At 31.8% G+C, this 24887-nt stretch carries 18 protein-coding genes; 2 read left to right on the top strand and 16 right to left on the bottom strand.

The features are described 5' to 3' along the window. Positions 1-58 precede the first annotated feature (58 nt). Complete coding sequence (locus UF10_RS02095) at positions 59-460, bottom strand: class C sortase (RefSeq protein WP_278309088.1); 402 nt, start codon at positions 458-460, stop codon at positions 59-61. A gap of 203 nt (positions 461-663) precedes the next feature. Here UF10_RS02095 and UF10_RS02090 point away from each other — a divergent pair, with 203 nt between their 5' ends. Next, complete coding sequence (locus UF10_RS02090) at positions 664-978, top strand: hypothetical protein (protein ID WP_106776168.1); 315 nt, start codon at positions 664-666, stop codon at positions 976-978. Positions 979-1133: 155 nt separating this feature from the next. Here the strand turns inward: UF10_RS02090 and UF10_RS02085 are convergent, their stop codons facing one another. The 8 genes from UF10_RS02085 to UF10_RS02050 form a co-directional block, all read right to left on the bottom strand. After that, positions 1134-1712, bottom strand: a complete 579-nt coding sequence (locus UF10_RS02085) for a carbonic anhydrase (protein WP_106776167.1) — start codon at positions 1710-1712, stop codon at positions 1134-1136. 505 nt (positions 1713-2217) lie between these two features. Beyond that, on the bottom strand, positions 2218-3045 hold the full coding sequence (locus tag UF10_RS02080; protein WP_106776166.1) for an exodeoxyribonuclease III: 828 nt from the start codon (positions 3043-3045) through the stop codon (positions 2218-2220). A gap of 589 nt (positions 3046-3634) precedes the next feature. After that, positions 3635-3991 (bottom strand): VOC family protein, encoded by a 357-nt coding sequence (locus tag UF10_RS02075; protein ID WP_106776165.1) that lies wholly within the window; start codon positions 3989-3991, stop codon positions 3635-3637. 152 nt (positions 3992-4143) lie between these two features. Further along, a complete protein-coding gene (locus UF10_RS02070) occupies positions 4144-5058 on the bottom strand; it encodes a DMT family transporter (protein WP_106776164.1) in 915 nt (304 codons plus the stop codon). A 346-nt stretch (positions 5059-5404) separates the two neighbouring features. Further along, a complete protein-coding gene (locus UF10_RS02065) occupies positions 5405-6562 on the bottom strand; it encodes a double-cubane-cluster-containing anaerobic reductase (RefSeq protein WP_106776163.1) in 1158 nt (385 codons plus the stop codon). A gap of 26 nt (positions 6563-6588) precedes the next feature. Further along, positions 6589-7347 (bottom strand): acyl-CoA dehydratase activase, encoded by a 759-nt coding sequence (locus tag UF10_RS02060; protein ID WP_106776162.1) that lies wholly within the window; start codon positions 7345-7347, stop codon positions 6589-6591. A 300-nt stretch (positions 7348-7647) separates the two neighbouring features. Beyond that, complete coding sequence (locus tag UF10_RS02055; RefSeq protein ID WP_106776161.1) at positions 7648-9402, bottom strand: ABC transporter ATP-binding protein; 1755 nt, start codon at positions 9400-9402, stop codon at positions 7648-7650. Next, positions 9399-11138 (bottom strand): ABC transporter ATP-binding protein, encoded by a 1740-nt coding sequence (locus UF10_RS02050; RefSeq protein ID WP_106776160.1) that lies wholly within the window; start codon positions 11136-11138, stop codon positions 9399-9401. Before UF10_RS02050 ends, UF10_RS02055 begins: the two co-directional genes overlap by 4 nt. Before the next feature lie 174 nt (positions 11139-11312). Here UF10_RS02050 and UF10_RS02045 point away from each other — a divergent pair, with 174 nt between their 5' ends. Next, entirely contained in the window at positions 11313-12146 is an 834-nt protein-coding gene (locus UF10_RS02045; protein WP_106776159.1) for a MerR family transcriptional regulator, read from the top strand. A gap of 157 nt (positions 12147-12303) precedes the next feature. Here the strand turns inward: UF10_RS02045 and UF10_RS09395 are convergent, their stop codons facing one another. The 7 genes from UF10_RS09395 to UF10_RS02015 form a co-directional block, all read right to left on the bottom strand. Further along, positions 12304-12864: a type I restriction endonuclease subunit R, EcoR124 family gene (locus UF10_RS09395; protein ID WP_278309087.1), complete on the bottom strand. Its 561-nt coding sequence runs from the start codon at positions 12862-12864 to the stop codon at positions 12304-12306. 40 nt (positions 12865-12904) lie between these two features. After that, positions 12905-14416, bottom strand: a complete 1512-nt coding sequence (locus UF10_RS02040; RefSeq protein WP_278309086.1) for a type I restriction endonuclease subunit R, EcoR124 family — start codon at positions 14414-14416, stop codon at positions 12905-12907. A gap of 147 nt (positions 14417-14563) precedes the next feature. Beyond that, positions 14564-15736, bottom strand: coding sequence for a recombinase family protein (locus tag UF10_RS02035; protein WP_106776158.1), 1173 nt, complete (start codon positions 15734-15736; stop codon positions 14564-14566). Further along, positions 15675-16241 (bottom strand): ATP-binding protein, encoded by a 567-nt coding sequence (locus tag UF10_RS02030; RefSeq protein ID WP_106776157.1) that lies wholly within the window; start codon positions 16239-16241, stop codon positions 15675-15677. Before UF10_RS02030 ends, UF10_RS02035 begins: the two co-directional genes overlap by 62 nt. Continuing rightward, positions 16238-17365, bottom strand: coding sequence for a Mu transposase domain-containing protein (locus UF10_RS02025; protein ID WP_146130762.1), 1128 nt, complete (start codon positions 17363-17365; stop codon positions 16238-16240). Before UF10_RS02025 ends, UF10_RS02030 begins: the two co-directional genes overlap by 4 nt. A 339-nt stretch (positions 17366-17704) precedes the next feature. Beyond that, on the bottom strand, positions 17705-18352 hold the full coding sequence (locus UF10_RS02020) for a sortase (protein WP_146130761.1): 648 nt from the start codon (positions 18350-18352) through the stop codon (positions 17705-17707). Then, a complete protein-coding gene (locus UF10_RS02015; protein WP_146130760.1) occupies positions 18342-24872 on the bottom strand; it encodes a Spy0128 family protein in 6531 nt (2176 codons plus the stop codon). Before UF10_RS02015 ends, UF10_RS02020 begins: the two co-directional genes overlap by 11 nt. Positions 24873-24887: the final 15 nt, after the last annotated feature.

Raw genomic sequence — 24887 nt, 5'->3', positions numbered from 1 at the left:
TGCTTTTAAATATTTTATCAAAGAAAGCTCAATTATACAACTGAGCTTTCTTTAGACATTATAATTCTTTTTTGCTTACCAATTTGGATATTGTTAGTATTCTCTGATGATTTTGTGGATATGGATGACATGATAAAAGTATTAACTTTGACTTATCATCTTCCTTTGTAAATTCACTCCAATCATTACAATCATTACTCTCTATTATCTTTTCTTGATAAACCCTATATGTCAATTCTTGACCTCTTAGAGTAATTTTTATTTCATCATTATTATTTAACTTATCAATATTCAAAAATGTTTGTTCTCCATTATATCCACCTCTATGACCAGCTATTACACTCACCGTAGATAGCTCATCAGATGGATAATCAGTGCTTTCTACAACACCAACTCCCTCTCTTAACTCTTTATTGCTAGTACCTGAAAAAACAGGCAAAATCACACCTAATTTTTTTATTTCAATAAAAGCTATAGTATCCTCTTATCTTATTATAATATTAACTTATTTTACATTATATCAAACTAAATCAATACAAATGTAAACTTTATTTTCTACAATTATTTATATTTTTATGGTTACAGTATATAAGGAATATATATTTGACTTTTTTATAATTTTTTAGTAAACTTGTGTAAATCAGTTTGAAAAGGGATGATTAGATGAGAACGATTGCAAATATTTTTCTTTTACCTTTTAAGATTATTATGTTACCTATTGCTTGTTTGCTTTTTTTATTGCAATTTGCAAGTTATTTTATCAAATCAATTGCAAATATTTTTTTAAATACATTAATTTTTATTATAGGCGTATTTTTCATAGCACAATTATTGTTTTTTGCTAACACTAGCTTTTCTATGAAAATTTTATTGGCTATACTGATTATGCTTGTATTAAAGTTTATTCTATCGTTTTTCACAGCATCATTTAAAGCTATGAATAGACTTTTAGGTAACTGCATATTTTTTTGGTTTTAAGAAAAACTAATAACAAGATAAGATAGTATATAAAAACAGCTAACAACTGTCCTTATATACTATCTTTTTAATTTAAAAATAAATAATCTTTAAATTCCACTTCGCATTTTGCATTAAAATAGTCTTTCAAATTTGATCTACCATCTAGTAAATAACTACTTAGTATAAGTATTCTCTCCATTATAATTTATCAATACTATCTTCCCGCAACCATTTCCACATGAATTATCAAAGTCATAATATCCACCAGCAATCACTAATTCTCCATTTTCAACTAAAGTTTCGTATCTTTTTAATGCATACTTAACTTGATTTTCAATATTGTCTATCACGTAACTACTAAGCTTCTTATTTAAGTCTATTTTAGTATTTTTTCTAATTGGCTCTAGTGTATCTTCAATGGACTCTTGAAGCTTTCCTCTCTCATCCAAGCTTCCCTTTATAGCGCCGCAATCGGAATGCCCCATTATAAACAGCATAGGAGTGTGGAGCTGATAAACCCCATAATCTACAGAACCAAGTGCATTTTCTATAACATTGCCTATTACACGAATTTCAAAAACCTCATTCGTTGCATCTTCCATCATAATATTTGTATGAATTCGTGAATCACAACATGCAACAAGTGTAAGCCAAGGAGTCTGTATACCTTGAATCTTATCAAAATAGGCCTGCCCAACTCTCTCTTTAAAGTCTTTATTGTAATTTAGTAGTTCTAATAATTTATCTCTCATATATCATTCCTCCATAGCCATTTTATTTTATTTATATTATAGCAAAATTTTCTATAAAAAATACATATTTAAAGCAGTTTGTAATTATAAAGTCTAATTAACTCTAAGTATTAATTTAGTTATCTACTCAATCGTTCCTCAACTTCTTTTACTATATTCACTTAAATATCCATTCAATATAATTATCAATCATAAAAAAGAAAAAAATATTAATTTTATTTTTATAATTTTTTAGTGTAAAAAACTTTATATATAATATAAGTAGTAAAATTAAATCAATAGTATAACTTTTAAAACTTTAAAAGTCACAAATCAACTTGCTTCTATATATTTAGTTAGAAGGCAAAAATTAACTATCTTTATTTATTTTGCTGATTGGAGATTCAAATAGATATATTTTTTTAAAAATTTACATAAAAAAAGACACTGTTTAAGTGTCTTTTTAAAATAAACTCTACTTATGCTCTATAAAGTTGTTTTCAATATTATTTAGAGTCTTTACAACTTATAAATCAATTTCTAACAGTATCGGTGTATGGTCTTGCCTTGGTCCAGAATCTACCATTTCAGACTTTTTAATCTTGTCAGCTATTCTTTCGCTGACCAACCAATAGTCAATTCTCCACCCTGAATTGTTTATCTTACTAGTTTTCACACGTTGTCCCCACCAAGTATAGACATCTGTTATATCACCATGAACATGACGGAAGCTATCAATAAATCCTTTGTTCAAAAGATTTGAAAAGCCTTGACGCTCTTCATCAGTAAAACCTGCTGAATTTTTATTATTTTTTGGGTGAGCTAGGTCAATTTCTTTATGAGCTACATTAAAATCTCCAGTGGCTATTACATATTTTTCTTTATCCAAACTAGCTAGATAGTCTGCATATTTTTCATCCCAAAGCTGACGTTCTTCCAAGCGACTCAGACCATCTCCAGCATTTGGAGTGTAAACTTGTGTTATATAGAATTCATCAAATTCAAGCGTGATAATTCTTCCCTCCAAATCCATTGTGCTTGGAGCACCTATCTCTGGAAAAGAAATTTCAGGCTTTAAGTTATTTTTGTATAAAAACATTGTCCCAGCATATCCCTTACGAGCAGGTTCTACTGAGCTATTCCAAGCAATTTCATATTCTGGAAACATCTCTTCTAAAATAGTTAGATGCTTCTTAGTAGGTCCCTTACTTGATAACTTAGTCTCCTGTAGAGCTATGATATCTGGATCATGCTCTATAATTGTATTTAATACATCTCTCGACAAAATAGCACGTGCCGAATCAGATGTTAGTGCCGCATTTAGCGAATCAATATTCCATGAAATAAATCTCATAATTTTCCTCCCTTTTACTTTTTAATTTTTGCCTAATATTATGATAGTTTACCCATAATATTAGCTTTTTATTCATTTTACTTTATTATAGTTTTTTATCAATTACTGATTCATATAATTATATCTATATTTATTAATAAACTTGCTTATTTTCATTTATTTTTTGTTGAAATATATATTTATATATTGCTTAAACTTATTCTAAGCTTTCCTAGATATTATATAATTTCAACTCGTATATACTAACAGTATACTTATCATTTCCTACATATGCAAACTAATAATTTAATATTCAATCTGATTATACAATATGCTCTATATCAACTTTTAAAATATAAATATTGTTTTGATATTTTTCTAGAGTAATAACATCAATTCAAATCATATAATTAAATCTGTTTTATTCACAGGTCTTTTTACTTGGATATACGAGGTCCAAATATATAGCTTAAATATTTTTCTATACTACTCTATTAGGATAAAATTAATAATAAAATATAACTCATATATAATATATAAACACTTTACATATAAAAGGAGCAATTTATAAATTGCTCCTCTAAATATTTATTTTTCATTATTTTCCATCTTATACACTAAATTCGACAACTATTCCATCAGGATCTTCAACTGTAAAATGTTTCGGCTTTTGTCCTAGCTCTATAATTTCTGACGGTCTATATCCTAGTAATAATGCCTTTTCTCTTATCTTTTCAAGATTATTTTCCACTAAGAAGCTTATCACCATTCCTTTTGTTGATACTTTCTCTGCATCTTTAAATTCAATTAGCTCTATCATGGTTTCTCCCTTGCTATTCGCTAAAAATACAATTTCACCGTCTTCAAGGCTTATGCTATTTACTGCCTTTAAATCTGCTAATTCTTGATAAAATGCAAGTGATTTTTTAATATTTATTACCATAATAGTAATATAATTTAGTTTCATATATATCCCTCCATAATTAATACTAACAATCAAAATAATAATATTCAAGTATAAAAACCGAATATTTTATATATTCTTTTATATACATTTTTATATACATTTTTATATACATTTTTATATATATTTTTATATACGTTTTTTTATACACTCTTTTACACATTCTTTTTCTTTTTTCTTCCAAATAAATTTGTTCCCAACACACCTATTATAGTAACTGCTATTCCTATCAGATGTTTATAATTAATTTCTTCACTTAAAATAAATACGCCTACTAAAAGTGTAATAATTGGTGTTAGGTTTGAGAAAACACTTACTTTTGAGGCCTCCAATTTTGATAAGGCATAGTTTGTCAGTAATGAGCTTACAAATGATGAAAATACCCCCAAATAAACTATGGCAAATAAAAATTTTGCTGATGTCAAAGGCTCAGTAATAGAAATTGCCTTTGGATCTATGGCATAATTTCCTATACTCAATACCGTAAAAATAATAAATCCAATTAAGGTCATTATAAATGTAAGTGTGTAATAAGAATAAGTTTTGGACAATTTCCTTGACATAATATTATAAAAAGCCATGGACACTGTTGATAAAATCAAAAGAATTGTTCCAAATATAGAAAATCCTTCAATCTGCATACTATTAACCACAGAAATATAGATAATTCCACTCATAGAAAAACATATAAATAAATTCTGAACTTTTGTTGTTTTTTCCTTCAAGAAAATATTGGATAAAATTGCTGTAAAAATAGGTGCAGTTGCAATAATTATTCCAGCTTCCGTTGAACTTGAATACAACAAGCCAAATGATTGAAATCCAAAAAATAACACTGGATAAAACAATGATAATGGTAAAATTTTGAGAATATCACTTACCTTTATATCTACACTTACTTTTTTTACTATTATCGGCAATAAAGAAGCTAACAAAGCAAAAAAGAAACGATATGACAATAAAACTAGGGGTGAAACATACTCCAAAGCAACCTTAACGAACATAAATGAAAAACCGATTATTGCAACTTGTATCAATGTAGCTATATAAGCTTTTTTAGTATCATTCATAATAAATCCTCCTCTTGTATATCATTGTAAGTTAGATTGTAAAATGATACAATACAAGAAAATAAAAAGGAAATTAATTTAGTAAATGAAAAAAGAGCCAGTAACTTAATTGCTAGCTCCTTTTATTTAGTATGTGTATTTTCTATAAACTACTCTAGATACTTTTACTTATATAATAGTTTTTTAAATTATAGGATTCATTAAATTTTATCCCTAAATAAAATATAATGCTTCTAACTAAAATTCATATACATAAAGTATAAACATCTAAAATTTTAATACTTTATTTAAAAATATTTATAAGTAATTAATGGCTATGAATATTTTAAGCAAGAAACTAAATATATTATAGCATTTCGATAAATGCTGCTATTCTTGTCTGCATCTGACCGCTATCTGTTGTTGAATAGTCTGTTTCAAGCTTCATGTAAGGTACACCTACATCTTCTACTGCTCTTTCCATTTTAGTGGCTTCTACATTGAATGTATGACATGCCTGAAGCACCAACTCTATTACTCCATCTACCTTATACTCCTCAACCATGTTTACAGTATTTTCCATTCTTGCATCATTAGGTGTGAATACTGAACAATTTATTTCCATATATCTATCTGATATAGCTCTCATTATATCTTCAGCATTTTCATTTATCATCTGAGTATTTGTTCTTTCTCCACCACAGTCATCCTTGCATACTATTACTCCACCATTTTCTTCTATTGCAATTCCCACCTTTTCAATCAGTCCTCCAGATGGGCATCCTGTAATCAATATTCTTTTTTCTTTTTTTGATACAGGTCTTTCTCCTTTTTCAAAATAATTTTCTTTTGATTCTTTTATCAACTCTTTTATATTTTCTATCTGAGTATCCACATCAAGGGCAAATGTTCCCTTCTGCATTGCTATCATTATATCCGTACCCTTCATTACTGGAGGGACATTCTTTTGAAGCTGATACATTTCTACATATAATCTTCTTAGCTCATTTCTTTTTTTAGCAGCTTCTCTAAGATTTTCTTCAGTGATCTCTATTTCAAATTTATTTTCTAGAACTTCTTTAAGATAGACACATTCATTGTACCAATTATCATATATATACGGTCTGTCTTTTCCCTGTGGAAGATGCATTATATGAACGTCCTTTATTTCTCCAAGTAATTCATACATCTTCTTTTTTCCATCACAAGTTGTTTCCCCTATTATAATATCGGAAAAATATGTATATGGACATTTTTCAGTCATTGCGAAGCCGTAAGTAGACTTAATTAGAGGACATAGATTCTTAGGAAGAACCTTCTCTGCATCAGGGATTGTCTCATTACTTGTTCCACAAAGCCCAACATTTCCTATACCACCTGCATCAAGTATTTCTTGTGGAGTATATGTACAAAGACAGCCTGCAATTTTACCTCCCTTTTTCTTATAATCCATAGCTCTTATAAAACCTTCTTTTCTTACATCTATATATTCTTCAAATTTCTTTGGTAAACTTAAATCCTTCATTTTTTCTCCTTTTATTATATATAATTTTAATCTTCTAATTCTCCTGCATAAACCGCAGCCCCTATAGCTCCAGCAAACCTTGCTTTAGAATCTGAATAAACGGCTGCATCAAGAGCTTTTGAAAGCTCATTTATAAAGTAATCATTCTCACAAAAACCGCCTGTTAATATATATTTATCTGCTGGAATCTGAGCCGCAAGCTGAACCACTTTTTCCACAACCGAATTTATTACACCGTTTGCTATATCTTCCCTAGGAGTTCCTTCTCCTATAAGGCTGATTATCTCAGACTCTGCAAACACCGTGCACATTGAACTGATCGTAGTTTTCTTGCCCTCTGCAGCAATTTCTTCAAGCTCCTCAAATGTAAGACCCAATCTGTCTGACATTATCTCTATAAACTTTCCTGTTCCTGCAGAACACTTATCATTCATAAGAAATTTCATTACTCGACCCTTCTTTAGTGAGATAACCTTTGTGTCCTGTCCACCTATATCTATTACTGTTGCGTTTTCCCCAAATAAATAGTATGCACCTTTTCCATGACATGATATTTCAGTCATTATCTCATTGGCATATGGAACTGATACCCTTCCATATCCAGTTGCCATTATATTTGAATTTTCTATATCTATCCCACTTTTTTCAAGCATTTGTCTAATATCTTCGGCTGTTTTTCTTGAATTATATCCAGTTGGAAGCATAAAATTATTTTCTATAATATCATTGTCCATTACGCATACCTTTGCACAACTTGAACCTATATCTATTCCTATATTTTTCATATAATCCCCCCTTCTATTTTAATTACACTACTATTTTAACATTTTATCTTGATAGCTTAATCAAATCATAATGCTTATAGAGAAATGTTATAATCTTATATTTTGTTATAGCTAAAACTAATAGTATTCTTTTTTTAGAATTTTTAATTTTTTTTAAACACAAAAAAAGAGTGGGTATTTTTATCTACCCACTCTTTTTATCTATACAGTCAATTTTTCTTTTACATAATTAAGTGAAAAATCACAACCATATATATCATTTTAGATTATAAGATACTAACATCTTTTTTCTATAAAAGCCTATGCTTGATTTTGAAACTGACTCATATACAGCTTCTCATAAAAGCCCTTCTTTTCCATTAATTCATTATGGTTTCCTTGTTCAATAATAGTTCCATTGTTCATAACAAGGATTAGGTCTGCATTTTTAATTGTTGAAAGTCTATGGGCAATTACAAAGCTAGTTCTCCCCTCCATAATATTTTTCATAGCTGTCTGAAGCATTAGTTCTAGTCTAGTATCAACTGAACTAGTCGCCTCATCTAAAATTAAAATTGCTGGATCTGCTAAAAATGCTCTTGCTATTGTCAAAAGCTGTTTTTCACCAGCAGATATATTTGAAGATTCTTCATTTAGTATCATATTATATCCATCAGGTTGCGTTTTAATAAAATGATGCACATTTGCAATTTTTGCAGCATTTATAATTTCCTCTTGTGTTGCATCTTCTTTTCCGTACTTTATATTGTCAGCAATCGTTCCATTGTAGAGCCAAGTATCCTGTAAAACCATAGCAAATATTGAACGTAAATCATCTCTTTTCATATCTTTAATGTTGACACCATCAACTTTAATAGCACCTTTATTAACGTCATAAAAACGCATCAAAAGATTTATAAGAGTTGTCTTTCCTGCACCTGTTGGTCCAACAATGGCTACCATCTGCCCACTTTTTACATTGACATTTAAATCTTCAATAAGCTCTTTATCTTTATTATATGCAAAAGATACTTCTTCAAAACTAACATTTCCCTCTACCTTGTCTAACTTTATAGGGCTGTCAACTTTTGGCACTTCTTCTTTTTCTGATAAAAATTCAAACACTCTTTTAGATGCTGCCATAGCAGATTGAATTGATGCTGATAATTGTGTTACCTGCTCTAGTGGTTCATTTAGCTGCCACATATAACGTACAAATGCCTGAAGCTGTCCTATTGTGATAGCTCCTGTAATTGTAAATACAGCACCCAATATACAAACTGCTACAATTGCTATATATGTAATCAAAGATATTAGCGGAGACATTAGCCCAGATATAAATTGTGCCTTAAATCCATTTTCACAGAGATTGCTATTAATATCCTTGAATTCTTCTATAGAATCTTCTTGCTTTCCATAGAGTTTTATTTCATTTACTCCTGTATATCTTTCTTGAATGTATCCATTTAAACTTCCAAGTGCCTCCTGCTGGCTTTTAAATAAATCAGAAGAATGTTTCATAATAAATCTCATAATAATAGCACTTCCTGGTATCAGTAAAATTGCGACTATAGCCATAATTGGATTTATATAAAACATTAGTGCTATAGCAAAAGTAATAGACAAAAAAGCACTCAATATTTTCGACAAACTTTGCTGTAGTGCATTTGATATAGTATCTATATCATTTGAGATGATACTCAAGATATCTCCAACCGTACGTTTATCAAAATAACTAATTGGTAATTTTGCAATTTTCTTTTGCACATCATTTCTCAGATCACGCATAGTATTTTGAATAGCGTTTGTCAAAAAATATTGTGATCCATAGTTACAAATTGCATTTCCCATATATATAAGAAATAATATTTTTAATATATTAATAATATAAGCAAAACTTATACTTGCTCCCGGTACTTTGTTCATAATATCAACAACATCATCTTTAAGCCTTGTTGTAATAAATCCCTCAACCATCGGTGCTGCCGATAAAAATATAGAATATGCCAAAGTAAGAAATATAGCAACTATAAAAAATTTCAAGTATGGCTTTATATATGGATAGAGTTTCTTCATAGTCCTAGTTCCTCCTTTGTTAATTGTGATTCTGCAATTTCATAGTATATATTGCAAGATTTTAGTAGTTCATTATGAGTGCCTACTCCAACCACTTCTCCTTCATTCAATACTATTATCTTATCAGCATCCATTATTGTACTAATCCTTTGTGCAACTATAAAAACAATAGATTCTTTTGTTTCTTCTTTTAGTGCTGTACGTAAAGCCGCATCTGTCTTATAATCAAGAGCAGAAAAACTATCATCAAAAATATAAATTTCAGGCTTTCTTATCAAGGCCCTAGCGATAGAAAGTCTTTGCTTTTGACCTCCTGATATATTTTTTGCACCTTCACTTATATATTCTTTTAATTTATTTGGCTTGTTTTCAATAAAATCTTTTGCCTGCGCTATTTCAATTGCATGCTTTAATTCCTCTTCTGTTGCATCTTCCTTACCAAATCTAATATTTTCTTCAATAGTTCCCTTAAATAAAAAAGCCTTTTGAGGTATAAAACCAATTTTTTGACGTAGTTTATTGAGCTCATAGTCACGAATATCTAAGCCATCAATTTTAATTGAACCACTTGTAACATCATAAAACCTTGGAATTAAATTAATCAATGTACTCTTTCCGCTTCCTGTACTCCCTATAAATGCTACTGTCTCACCCTTACTTGCAAGAAAGGATATATTATTTAAAACAGCTAGCTCTCCATCTGGATACTGAAAACTAACATTGTCAAATTCTAGGCTTCCTTTACTTTTATCCAAAGTGTCTACAACACTCTTCTCTTTCGGGCTCTTAACTGACGACTTTTCATCAAGCAATTCTTGAATACGGTTAGCAGATACCTGTGCCCTTGGATACATTACAAACACCATTGAAAATAGCATAATCGACAACATAGCGTGGAACTGATAATCTAAAAATGCAACCAACTGACCAATCTGTAGAGTACCCTTATCAATCATTAAACTTGATATCCAAAATACTGCTATCATTACAAAATTCAATAATAAGAAAAACCCTGGCTGTGTAAAAGACATTATTTTAAATAATTTCTTTGAGTTAGTCGCATACTCTTCATTAGTTTGTGAAAAACGCTCTGCCTCAAATTCACTTTTTCTAAAGGCTCTAATTTCACGAACTCCTGTTAAATTTTCCCTTGAAATAAGATTTAATTGATCCATTCCTTTTTGTTGCTTCTCAGAAAGTGGACCAGTTAACTTTGCAAGGATAATAACTCCCACAACTATAAATGGTAAACTCGCCCCTATAATCAAAGACAAGTCAATACTTGTTCTAACAGTCATAAAAACACTAATAACAATCATTACTGGTGCTAAAAGTGCCGTTCTAAATAGCAAATTCGAAAAAATCATTAATTGAAATGCATCATTAGTTGTTCTTGTAATCATTGATGACACACCAAATTTATTGTATTCTGTGTGTGAAAGCTTCTGTGAATGAGCAAAAACATCATTTCTAATATCTCGAATCATATAGGTTGAAATTCTTGATGAGGCAAAAGTTAGTAAAACCGTACCTAAACCTCCAACAATAGATACAAGCAACATTATAATTCCCATATTTTTGACGTATCTTATATCACCATTCGCTATTCCATTATCAATTATCCATGCCATAATAGTTGGAATTCCAAGCTGTACTATAACAAAGCTGAGAATACCTATTATATTTAACAGGATTAGTTTCGGATATCTTTTTAGATACTTTAACATTAACTTCATAACATAACCCCTTTATCTTCTTTATAATAATTCAGTCATAATACTTGACAGCAGACGACTGTTTTTCTATTATAAACTATAAGGTTATCTTATAGTCAAGAAATAATTTTTTATTTAAAATATTGACCATAAAAATCAAATCTTTAAAATATAATTTAGAATTGAGGTTATTATATGTCTGAAAATAAAAGTGAATATTTGACAACAGGACAGTTTGCAAATATATGTGGAATAGCCAAGCATATTTTATTCCATTATGATGAGATCGGTCTATTTCAACCTGAAATCACAAAGGAAAATGGCTACCGTTACTATTCATTTCGCCAAATAGATACTTTTTCCATTATATCTGCTTTAAAAAAACTAGGAATGCCACTAAAAGAAATTAAAAAATTTATGGATGAAAGAAATCCAACAAAACTAGTAGAACTCTTGGAGCAAAAATCTGAAGATGTAGCTAAAGAAATTGTAAAGCTTGAAAATACTAAACGTGAAATAGATTCTCTTAAAGAGCTAACGGAAAGTGCAATGTCCTCAGAGTACAATATAATTGAAATAGTCTATCATAAAGCTATGAAAGCTATACGCAGTACATCTATGAATGACGACAACTCCTTCTCCAACTTTGAAACAACTTTGATTGAATTTAGAAAAAATAACAATACAAGTATGATTGACTTTCTAGGAACATCACTTACCGTAGAAAATATACTAGATGGAAAGCTCGATAATTTTTCTTATATCTATACAAAGACTAATAATGATGATGAAGGTAATGACACGCTTATAAGAAAAGAAGGTTACTATCTACAGGTCTACTACAAAGGTAGCTATAACGATATTGATAAGATCTATAAAGAGATTATCAAGTACGCAGAGGAACACAATATAAAGCTTGGAGCCAATGCCTATGAGGAGTATATGATATTTGAGATTGGTACAAAGAATAGGGATGATTATGTTACATTGATATTGCTTGAAATTGATGGTAAACTTCAAGATAGTTAATTATATATCAAACATTTAATTCTTTTTCAATCGACTATTTACAATAAATACTAATACCTTCTAAACATTTATATAAATAAAACTAGGCTATAAAGTATCTTAATAATTAAAATAATTTATAGCCTAGCTTTTATATTTTTATTCAATTATATCCTCATTAAAGACTTCCACCAACACCTTTAAATTTATCTACAAAACTAGATATTCTTTGAAAAACACCTTGTTTCTTTGTTAGATATTTAGGGTTAAGAGGGCTCATTCTAGGAAGTACTTCATTGAGTTCAGTACCATTTTCACTAGCATATTCTTTCCTTAATGAATTTAAAATATATCTTTTCGCTGCATCTTCATTAAGCTTTTCATCCTCTATTAATTCATCTGCCTCACGACTTTGCTCAGCCTGAGCAAATGAAAAGAAAGCATCTATAATACTAGCCTTATCCTCTATTCCATCTAAATTCGTTTTATTTATAAAATCAACTACTAGACTTTCTTTTGCACGATTTCCAACACTAGAACGAATAAGACGACGTACCTCTTCAACAAGTGTTTCCTTATCCTTTGTTTTTTTGTTATTTTCAAAAATAAGTTCAAGTATATAATCTAAATTAATTTCTTGAGATTTTAAAAGATCTACTTCAAAAACCACATCATCCCAATCAATAGAACTCTCTTCCATTCTTTCTGAAATTTTCTCATGTCTAGCCCATTCTCTAATATCATTATAGGAAGATCTGTAATCTTGAATTAATCTTTCACTAGGAACTTCTATCCCCCCTCATATGACATATATCTTCATCTGTTATAGCATAGTGATTTTTTATATCTTCTATTTCTTCAGTATCCTCTATATCTATATCTTGTAAGCTCTTTAATATTGAAAATTCATCGTAATTTTGTAATATATTTTCAACACGGAGGTATTCTCCAAATAATTTAGTAAATTCTTTTTTATCCTTTTCAGTAACAATATCCTCTGTACTAGGAAACTTCTTATTTAACTCCCCTACAATATCGAGATACCCTCTATGTGTATCTCCAGTCAGTAAGTCATCAAAGCCTTCCATATATTCTTTATAACTTTTTTCAAGAACAACATTTTTTGTATTTTTATCTCCAAAAAGTGTAATTGTATCTACTGTTGCCTGTTCTAAATCTCTAAAAGTTACAATATTTCCAAAAGTTTTAGTCGCATCATAAATACGATTTGTCCTTGAAAATGCCTGCATTAAACCATGATATCTGAGGTTTTTATCTACAAATAATGTATTTAACCTTGGAGCATCAAAACCAGTCAAAAATATTCCTACAACAACTAGTAAATCAAGTTGTCTATCCTTCATCCTCTTAGCAAGATCTCTATAATAATTTTGAAACTGATTACTTTCTACGCTGAAATTTGTCTTAAACATTTTATTATAGTCTTCAATTGCATAACCTAAAAATTCCTTTGCACTTGAATCCATTGCAGAGGGTTCAAAACTCTCATCTTGAATTTCACCAATAGACATCTGCTCTTCATTTGCAGCAAAGGAAAAAATAGTAGCTATCTTAAGTGGATTATCCCTATCTTCCTGTAATTTATTGAGCGACTCATAATAAAGTTTAGCAGCATCTACACTACTTACAGCAAACATAGCGTTGAATCCCGTTCCATTCCCCTTTAGACGATGAGTTTTTGTCCTAAAATTATCTAAAATATACTCTGAAACCTCTTTAATTCTTTCAGGATGTAAAAGAGCCTCCTTGTTTTCAGCTGCCGATAACTTCTTTTCATCTTGCTCCATTTCAATAGATTTGAATCTTAATCTGACGTCATTATAATCGACTTTAAACTTTAAAACTTTTTCATCACGAATAGCATCAGTAATCACATAAGAATGTAGCTCTCTACCAAACACTGATGAAGTAGTTTCCGAACCTAAAGCATTTTCTGGGAAAATAGGAGTTCCTGTAAATCCAAACTGATAAAACTTTTTGAATTTCTTTTTAATATTTTTTTGAGCCTCTCCAAATTGTGATCTATGAGCCTCATCAAAAATAAAAACAACTTGTTTGTCATATATAGATAAATTTATTTCACCTTTTATAAGGTTATTCAATTTTTGAATTGTTGTAACAATAATTTTATTATCATTTTTTTCTATATTTCTTTTCAGACCTGCTGTACTATCTGAACCATTGACACTATCAGGAGAAAAACGTTGATACTCCTTCATAGTTTGATAATCTAAATCTTTTCTGTCTACAACAAAAAATACCTTATCTATAAAATCTAACTCTGTAGCTAAACGAGCAGCCTTGAAGCTAGTAAGCGTTTTACCAGATCCCTATCGTGTCAAGGGAATGATACTATTTTTTCTTAAAAACTTTATAGGAAAAAGGAGACCATAATTAATTGATCTCCTTCCATTGTACTAACAATATTCAATTTTTTCTATGCCTTTACCTGAAATGTATATTGTTTTGATATATTTAGCTACTACATCTTCAGTAAGACTTTCTATAGTTCCACTTTCTTTCAGTTCCTTATCAATAACTTTTATACGTTTATTATTCTCTTCAGCGGATTCTTCTAATTGATCTTTTAAGCCTATAAAAGCTTCTCTTGAAATCTTACCAAACTTATAATTTTCAAATTCTATTCTTTTCTTCTTTAAAAGTTCATCATTCTTATCATAGAGTTTTTTCTGTTCCTTTAGGAGTCTTTCTTTTTCTGCCTTATCTGTGTGAAACCTATCTTTAAGAATTTTAAAGACATCCTCTTCTAAATCCTTATAATGAGGCAACTTTTCTTCCTGGTCTAGCATCCTGCAATAATAACAGTAGAGATTTATACCTATTAACTCTTTTCCATTGGAACTTTTAAGAAATCTTATTTTATAACCGCACTTGTTGCATCTTACAAAGGGAGCAATAGGACTGTTTTTATATTTGCTCTTTTCACCATAGAATTTATTTTTATGCCTTGATTTTAGTAGTTCACTTACTCTATCAAAGCTTTCTTTGCTTATAATGGCTTCATGGTTATTGTAAATCTTTTCCCATTCTTCCTTAGGATGATAAGTAACACTACCACCATCAAGCTTGCTTTTACTTGTCTTATTAAAGACGAATGTTCCAGTATAAACTTCATTCTTTAAAATCCTTCTAACCATACTATGAGACCATATTGTTTGTTCTACAGTAGAAAACCACCTGTTAGAATATGAATCATAGCCTTTAATCTGCTTTCTTCTTGCTCTAGCAGTAATAACACTTTCATCATTAAGGATTTTCGCAGTTTCATTTAGAGTATATCCTTCAAGGATAAGTTGAAATATATATCTGACATTATCTGAAACCGCTTCATCAATGATAAGCTTGTACTTATTTTTAGGATCTTTCAGATATCCATATGGTGGTGTTCCGGTGGTATATTTCCCTTGCTTTCTAGCTGTGTAAAGAGCAGTTGTCATCTTTTCTGAAATATCTCTACTATAATAGTCGTTAAGAAGATTTTTAAATTGAATGTCTAACTCTGTACCATCATAGAAAAGTGAACAAAAGCTCGCTTCCTTCCTTGTCAAATGATATATAACCGAGTTCATCTGCTATTATCAAGTCGTATTTCTCGAATTTCTTCTCAAGGGTGTATAGTTTCTTTTCACTCCTTGTCTCCTTGAGTTCATTTATCAATGAGGCCACTGTTGAAAAGTAGACCTTGTATCCCTTGTTGCAGGCTTCTATTCCTAGACCTATTGAAATATGCGTCTTCCCTGTTCCAGGGTTTCCTGCCAATATTATGTTCCTACCTTCTTCTATGAAGTTTAAGGTTTTCAGTTCTTTTATCTTTCGCCTGCCATCTTCAGGTAAGTACTCTACCCTCAATTCGTCCATATGCTTTTTGTAGGGGAACCTGGCATTTTTGATTCTATTCTTTCTGCCGTTTTCTTTCCTCATATCATAGGCTTCTGAAAATATGTCTAGCAAAAAGTCCTCATATGACTGGTCTTGGCGGTATGCTTCCTCTATCTTTTGTTTCAACCCTTGATTTATACCAGGAATCTTTAATTCTGATACATATCCCTTTATTTCCTGCAATGTCTCTTTCAATTTTCATACCTCCCCATTGATTCAAGATTGAAAAGATTGTTTAACTCTTGTATTTGCTTTGTGGATGATTCGAAGATCTCTACATCTTCACGCTTTATCCTTAAATCTTCTCCGGGGAGCTTGTAGACTATGTTTTTTATGTTATCTGTGGTTACCAGGCTTTCCTTTATGGTCTTGAGTTCCTTAATGGCAGATAGCACTGTAGTTGTGTCTTTTTCTTTTATTAGCTCTAAAAGCTCTATGAAATCTCTTGGATTATTGGTATAATATCTTTGATATGTTTCTTGAAGCTCTGGACTTAGCTGGTGTCTGCCAACACTGGAATGCAATGCTCCGGGCTTCTTTTTTAATGTATGGATAAAATGATTGATATCAATTATCCATTTATGGTTTTGAAAGCTTCTTATGTGCTCCGCTGTTTTTGACTCCTTGTAGTAGATCTTGATCTCTTCAGGGTATATTTTCACCTTTACAAATTTACCTACAAGGTAATCGGGAACTGAGTATTTATTCTGGTCAATGTTTATGACACTGTACTTATTAACTCTTGACTCTGTTCTCCTTTTGGCAGTGGTCATAAGTCCCATTTGGAATGTTAGAATCTTTCCACCGATGGTTAATTTAACTTCACCCCAGTCAAACTCCATGGTTTCTCCCAATTGATACTCCTGTCTTACGTAGGCCTCCTTGGTATTATGGTTGTCTCGGATGTAGTTACAGACGGTTGTATATCCAATGTCATAGCCTTTTTCAAGAAGCTTTTCATGTATGTCGGTGTTTTTCATCAACTGCTTATGTCTTCCTAGGGCCCGATTATTTTCATTGCTTAGGAGCATGCTTTTAATTTCTTCAATTATGTCTTCTGTCAGCTTAAGCTTTGTTCTGCTACTGGTATCATATTTTGGCTTGGATGCAATTTCTTCTATCAGAAGGAGGATTTGCTCCCTGTGTTTTTCCTCATTATGGCCTAATTGATCCAACTCCTTAAACTTGGCATTCACTTCACCTATGTATTTTCTTACAGTTGTGCACGAAATTTTCAAGTCATCACTGATTTTTCTCTGTGAGTCACCATCTCTAAAATGTCTCATTAGAATTTCTGCTTTCTGGTCCAATCTAATCAACCTCCATCCCCCCTAAAGTTCTCTTTAAAGGGTATTATATTTTATTGGTGGACCAGTTTTCAATTAATATGGTGGTACAGTTTTAATTTAACACAAACATGGGCTGATTTCCATTAAATCATCATAGGAAAAAAAGGAATCTTGTCGTATAATCATATTAGGGTTTCCTCCTTAATGTGAACATATAGTGATTCGTCTTACTATATATATTCGACATTTTGGGGTGAAATCCTTTTTGCTGGCCAAAAAAAGTTAGTTATTTCAACAATTTTAAATTATGCAATTAACTCAAATAAAAAATGCTTGCTAGACTGAGTCTAGCAAGCATTTTTCCTTGTTTTACTCTTGAATTTTTTTGCCTCTTATGGTCAAGCGATCTTCACTTCCCACAGTACCGTCATAGGTGCATGTAAACAATGTCAAATCCCATTCCCCGCTTTCCATACCTTCAATATCTACATCCTTAATTATTTCTATTTTATCTACAATATAGTGAAACTGATTTCCATCTATATCCGTAAAGATTAGCTCTTCTCCTGGTGATATTTTAGCTAAGCCTCCAAAATGGCTCCTATAGTTATGGCCTGCAATAATTATATCATCTGTATAAACTGATCCTTTATAGCGATTAGGAGAAATTTTTAATTTTGATGCACTCCAATCACTCATTATAGGCAAGGATAGTTCTATTTTCGGTACATTTATTACTCCTATATATTGGTTTTCGTCGATGGTTTTTGTAGGCATTTCCATATTGGGATTTAGTATATAACTAGGTATAGTTTCTTCTTTTTTTATTTCTTCTAGTTCTATATTTTCTTCTTTTTCTGCTTCTACATAGTTCATCTGCTCCAATATTTTATTAGATATAGCACCAGCTTGTTGTTCTTGCCATAGGTTGTAGATTACTAGGCTAATGGAGGCTCCTATAAGTAGAAGCCCCATTGCCATAAGGATTTTTCCTTTACTAGTTTTTTTATTCATCATTCTTTCTTTTTTTCTTTTTATCACTATTTAGACCTAGTCCAAATATGGTTATACCAGATATTGCCAAAATGGAAACTGGCCACCAAACCATTCCCGTTTGTGGTAAAGTAGTTCCTTTACTTGGTCTGCTTGGAGTACTTGGTCTACTCGGTCTACTTGGAGTACCCGGTCTACTTGGAGTACCCGGTCTAGTTGGCCTAGTTGGATCTTGAGGATCTTCGGGAACTACTGGAACCTTAGGATCTTCTGGGTCTTTTGGATCTTCTGGATCTTCTGGGTCTTCGGGATCTGGATATTCCGGATCTACTGGGTCTGGATATTCAGGGTCTACTGGTGTTGTAGGTGGCGTTATCGGTCTGTAGGTGTTATTAAACACTAGCTCATCTACACCAATATATTCTACTTCTGCCGTTAAAGTCCCTACTCCATCATCAGTTACTCTTACCAGAATTTCATATACTTTATCATCATATGTCATTCTTCTTTGAGAACCTCTTATTTCCCTAAGGGTATATCTATATTCTCCAGCTTCACTATAAGTTATTTCATCAAATATAATTTGACCGTTTCTATTATTTGTTCCTCTTTGAATTAGATTTCCTTCTGAGTCTCTTAATTCAAATGTGAATTGGCTATCCCTTAGACTTTGTCCTCTTAGGGTTTTTCTAGCTTCTATTACTATACTGTCTGGATTAGGTGTATAGATGTTTGTAAACTGTGCTGGGCCATCTATATAGTTTGCACTAGCTACTAGCTTTCCTTCGCCATCATCTGTAACTCTAACTACTACTGTATAGCTAGTCGTGTCATAAGTTACTCCACCTTGGTCTCCTCTTGTTTCTCTAATAATATAAGTGTGGCTTCCAACTTCACTATATTCAATTTCATCAAATATTACTTGTCCTTCAGCATTATTAGTAACTGTTTGGATAACTTCTCCAGATTCATCAGTTAGTGTAAAGGTAAATTGGCCTGCTATTAATTCTTGGCCTTCAAGTATTTTCTTAGCTTCAAGAACTATGCCACTTGGTGCTGCTTCATATTTATTGGTGAATACTGCTGGTCCCTCATCATAAGTTGCTGTTGCGATTAATTTACCTTCTCCACCATCTTCTACGGTTACAGTTACTGGGTATATCGCATCGTCATAGGTGATTCCGCCAAGGTTACCTGCTTTTTCACGGATGGTATAGTTATAAGTTCCTGCTTCACTATATTCAATTTCATTAAATATTACTTGGCCATTAGCATTATTCTTTACAGTTTGAATAACTTCTCCATCTTCTACTAATTCAAATTCAAACTGGTCATTTCCTAATACTTTACCTTCTAGAATTTTTTCAGCTTCTAGGACAATTTTACCTGGTCCTGCTGTATAAGTGTTAGTAAACTGTACAGGTCCTTCTACATATTTTGTAATAGCAGAATGAAGCTGACCTTCTCCATCATCGGTTACTGATACTGTTACTTTAAATTCTCTTTCGTCATAGGTTATTCCGCCGAGATTTCCCTCTACTTCTCTAATGAAATAATCATATTCTCCAACTTCATCAAAGTTAATAGCTTCGAAAGTTATCGTTCCGTCAGATTTATTTTCTACTGTTTGTAGTAGATTGTTCTCTGAATCAAATAACTGGAATTCAAACTGTCCTTCTCTTAAGTTTTGACCTTCTAGTATCTTACTAGCTTCTATTACAGTATTAACTGAATTAGGGCTATAAGAGTTTATAAATTCTTGTCCGGCTAGATAGTTTACTTCTTGAACTTCTAGTCCATTAACTCCTTGTACAATTACTACCTGAATATCTAATTCTCTAGTATCATAAGTTATTCCACCAAGAGCTCCATTAACTTCTCGCATCTTAAAGTTATAAGTTCCTGGCTCATTAAATGATTGTTCAGGAAACACTATATTTCCAGCTGCATCATTTTTAGCTCTTGCTACAACATTTCTACTTCCATCAAGTAATTCAAATTCGAATTGTTCTGCTTGTAAATCTAAACCTGTTAAGGTTTTATTTGCTTCGAATCCTTTGGCAGTAACTTCTTCATAATTATTTGTTACTGTCAGGATATTGCCACTTGCTGTTGCATTAGGATTAGATTTTACTGTCCAATTAGAATCCATAATGGTAATTTGGTACTCGCCTTCAGTTTCTGTATATCCAACTGCAAAGTATATTGGGTTTAATTGTGCATATCCTTCTGGTGCTGCTGTTTCAGTTAGGATGTATCTTCCAGCACGGTAATTGTTGAAGTTAATAGTATTTCCTGCAGTAGTAATATTGTTATCTACCACTGTTCTAGTACCATTAAAGTCTACACGTTCAAGTTTAAATTTAGCTCCACTTAATGATGATCCATTAGGTGTTACTTTATTAAATCCGAAGTCTAATACTCTACCGGATCCTCCACCACCGTAGAACCATTGTTGGGAACTAGTAGTTGTTTGTGTACTATCAAGTCTTTTCTCCTTTGTTCCACCTGTTAATACAATATCATTTGTTACTTGATAAGTTCCTATTAGGTCTGCATTTAATCTTGTTGAATATGATATCTTATATGGTTCACTTATTGTTCCATCATCAAATACAATTGTAAAGCTACGATTATTCTCAGCTACAGTAAGTGTATAACCACTACTTATTTCATTACCTTCAGAATCCATAACTTTTATTGTATCTTCAATATATTGATGGTGGCTTGATAAAGTATCTACTACCTTAGCATTATTGATAGTTAGTCCTTCTGGGTTAATAGTTACTTCATAATCGATATTTTCTGTATCAGGGTTTTGTTCTCCTGTTTTTCCTGTTAGATCATTAGTTACATCAGCATAATAACGAATCCAAGCATCATCTTTAGCTTCTTGTTTTAAATTTTCATCCTCTGTTTGATTCGTTAGCGTTGTGTAATTATTGTATCTATCAAAATCCGTTTCATCTAGTGATGGCATTTGTAATATTTCAGTCTCAAAGGTTACATTATATTGATAGGGTCCATCTGGTAAATTAATTGAGAATGAATTATCTGTAGATGTTATATTTGATTGATCTGTTACATCTGTTCCATCAGCACGAATAACTCTAATCGTATCTGCTAGTAATTTTTGATCTTCTGGAATTGTATCTTCTAATACTGCATCTACTAAATTCACATGCTTGTTTGCTGAATCTGTATTTGCTTGGATAGTCCATGAAATTCTAGGATTTCCAGTTCCTCTTTCGATACTATTAGCTTGTTTTTCTACACCTAGAGTTGGGTTTGGGATAGTTTTATCTGCTATACTTTTTCCACCTGTATAAGTTGCTGTAGCAGTGTTTTTAATTTCCCCTCGTTCTTCTTCTGGGGATAAGGTTGTGGAATAGGTTAGCTGATATACTTTAGCATCTAATCTACCTTGATCTTGCTTTGTTGTTATTTCAAAACTCCCACCAGTTGTTCCGCCACTAATATTAAACTGATCTGTTACATCTGTTCCACCACTTGTAATTTTGATATCACTTACAGTTGCAGTAGCTGGAGAATAATTGTCAGTTAGTTTAAAGTCATAAACAACGTTTCTATTAGTGTTGAAATTCACTGTCCAATTAACAGTTTTACTTCCGTCATCATTTATAACAACATTACCCGACTTATTTATGCCCGCATCACGTTTACCAACTGTATGAGTTGCATCTTCCTCTCCACCTTGCCATTTTAGTGTTGCTTTGTTGGCGTGAGACAGATTTTTCTCATCATCAACATTTGTTCTAAAGGTTAGTGTTAATGTTGACTTGGTAGCCTTTAACAGTGTGATATTAAAGCCCTGTTGATCACTATCAACAGTTAATGAATAATCTTCACCTAAAACTAATTCTCCCGAAGCATCTTTCAAAATCAATGAATTTTCAATATAATCATAATTTTCAGATGTGAAGTCTTCTGTAATAGTAGTTCCAGCATTCAATAAAATTTTACTGATATTAATATTAACTGTCCATTCTATTTCTTGATTAGTATCGTCTGGACTGGTTACATATCTACCTGTTTTAGTGATCCCAGCTTTTGGACCATCTAGGTCAAAATCAACACCAACTGAATCCCCAATACCAATTCCATCCCCGTCTTTAAAGACAAGTTCAGCATGGTTTGCTAGTTCTGTTTCTTGCATACCTAGGGTTGTATAATAGGTTCTATATACGAATTTATACTCATGAGGTCCAGCATCTGACACATTTAGTATAAAACCTGTTCGACCATCTGTATGAGTATATTTTGCGATAGTAAATTTGTCATTTACTTTCGAACCATCTTCATACAGTTCATATAAACTAGCATTATCTACATCAAATTCTAAATGTTCTGGACTAAATACATCTCTAACAGTAATTGAACCAACATTAATTTTTTCACTATTCATGGTAATAGTCCATTCAATATATGGTTTACCCTCATCATCAACTTTTTGTTCTCCAACCTTACCACCTGTTGGTATTGTTTTTACTGGTACTGATGCATCATCGCTGTTAGGATTATCTAAATTATCAGAAATTGTATTTATAACTGTTTCATTTAATCCTACTGGAACTGTTGATGAAAAAGTAATATAGTAGGCTTTTCCATTAGCGTCTAAGTTTGGTAAAGTCATTCCGTTAGTAGTTTTCACTGGTGTAACACTTACTTTAGTTCCCTCTCCAATAATATTACCATCAATATCTACATCTACTTTACGTACTACAACAGTACTTAAATCTACTTCTCCATGACTTAATAAATCAGTTAAAGTAACTGTTCCTAAGTCTTTTTTTCCATAGTTATATTCTACTGTCCAATCAATTATATGAGGATCATCAGAAAGTTTACCTTCTTTATTTATAGTAGGTAAATCACCTGACCAAGTTCCTGTAAAGTCATCACTTACCTTATTTTCATTACCACCTAATATAATTATGGCATCGTTATTGATAGTATGAGTTCCACCACCATCTGGGCGAATTATTTTAGTCGTATAAGTGATATCATAGGCATCTTCAATATCCCCAAGGTTTAATTCAAATCCTTTATCTTTAATTGTTGGTGTTACATCAACTATTTCACGACCAATTATTTCGTTATTATAATTACGAATAAGCCGATTAACTTTAAAGCTTCCCTCAACAATCTTAAGGTTTTGACCTAGGTCATCAATGATTTTTGCATTATCAAAACTTTTCATTGAATCGTTTACTCTAACTGTCCAATCAATATATTCTGGATTGCGGCTAACTTCTTTTTTTTCTCCATTATTTAGAATATATTGGAATCCAGCTGTTTTCTTGTCTTCGCCTTCATACTCCTCTTGCTTCGCTTTAATAGTTGCCGTATAAGATTTGTCGTCTCTAAAAGGCACTTCAACAACTACTTCCTCTTCTGTTTTAAAGATTTCTGTATTGAAACTACCTGTTAGATTTACATACATCTCTACATTATCAAAATTGTTAACATTTTCATTAAAGGTAATAATTACTTGACCATCAACAATTAAATAAGTTGCAACTTGAGTTCCGTCTATCTTAATTGGTTGATCTGTTGCAGCCCCTTCAAAAAATGTCGGCAAATCAATAGTATAGGTGTCACCATCTGCGATATCAACATCATCCGGCTTAGTTAAACCATACTTTAACTCTACTGCATTCATATCATTCAAATCAACTGTATGCTCTGAACCATTTTCGACTGTGGTCCAATCCCCATCTTTATTATTGTATTTCATCTCAAAACTAGAGAGCAATATAACATCCACTTCATCAAATGGCTGAGCCGTCAAACCTAAAGGAGTAACTACCTCTACATCAAAGCTCCCACTAAATTCAAATTTTATTGGTTCTATTGGGCCAACCTTTTCTAAATCCTTAGTTTCAGCTGTTTTCTCTGAATTATTTCCTTCTCCTTCTTCTTCAGATTCTTCTACTTTCCCTTTAACTTCCTCTTCTTCTTGCTCTTCTACTTCATTTTCTTCCTCTTCCTGTCCCTCTTTTTCAATTTCATTATCCTCCTCAGGGTCTAGTGCTTCAGGTTCCCCTGGATTCTGATTTTCTACGTCATCTACATCATCTGTCCCATCATCTAATGGTGGATTTGTTGGATCCATATCCATACTATCTATTAGCGCTGGTCCTTCTGCTTCAAGCTCTGAGTCTAGCCACGCCCTTAGATTTTCCTCAAGATTGTCATTGATATCTACCACCATTTCACCTTCTGTAGAAATAGTATATGATCCAACCTCTAAGCGAGTATCTTCCTCTAATAGAGCTTCTAATGAACCTTTTTCCTCTTCTGGAAGTTCAAAACCAAGGTCTATTGTATACTGGCTTTGATTTCTGCTTGAATCAAAGTCAAACTCCCAATCTACAGTCTTGATGCAATCATCTTCTGTATCAAAGGCTTCCACCCTAAAATCTTGGCTACCACCAATAGCGTTAATAGACACTGGTGCAATTGCCTGCACTATCATTGACAACAATAGTAGCAGGGTAATGCTTTTCCTAATCCTTTTCATTTAATCACCCTTTCA

The sequence above is a fragment of the Peptostreptococcus russellii genome, assembly GCF_003012055.1.
Taxonomy (GTDB): domain Bacteria; phylum Bacillota; class Clostridia; order Peptostreptococcales; family Peptostreptococcaceae; genus Peptostreptococcus; species Peptostreptococcus russellii.
The sequence above is the reverse complement of the archived record's forward strand: the minus strand, read 5'-3'. Positions and strand labels throughout refer to the sequence as shown.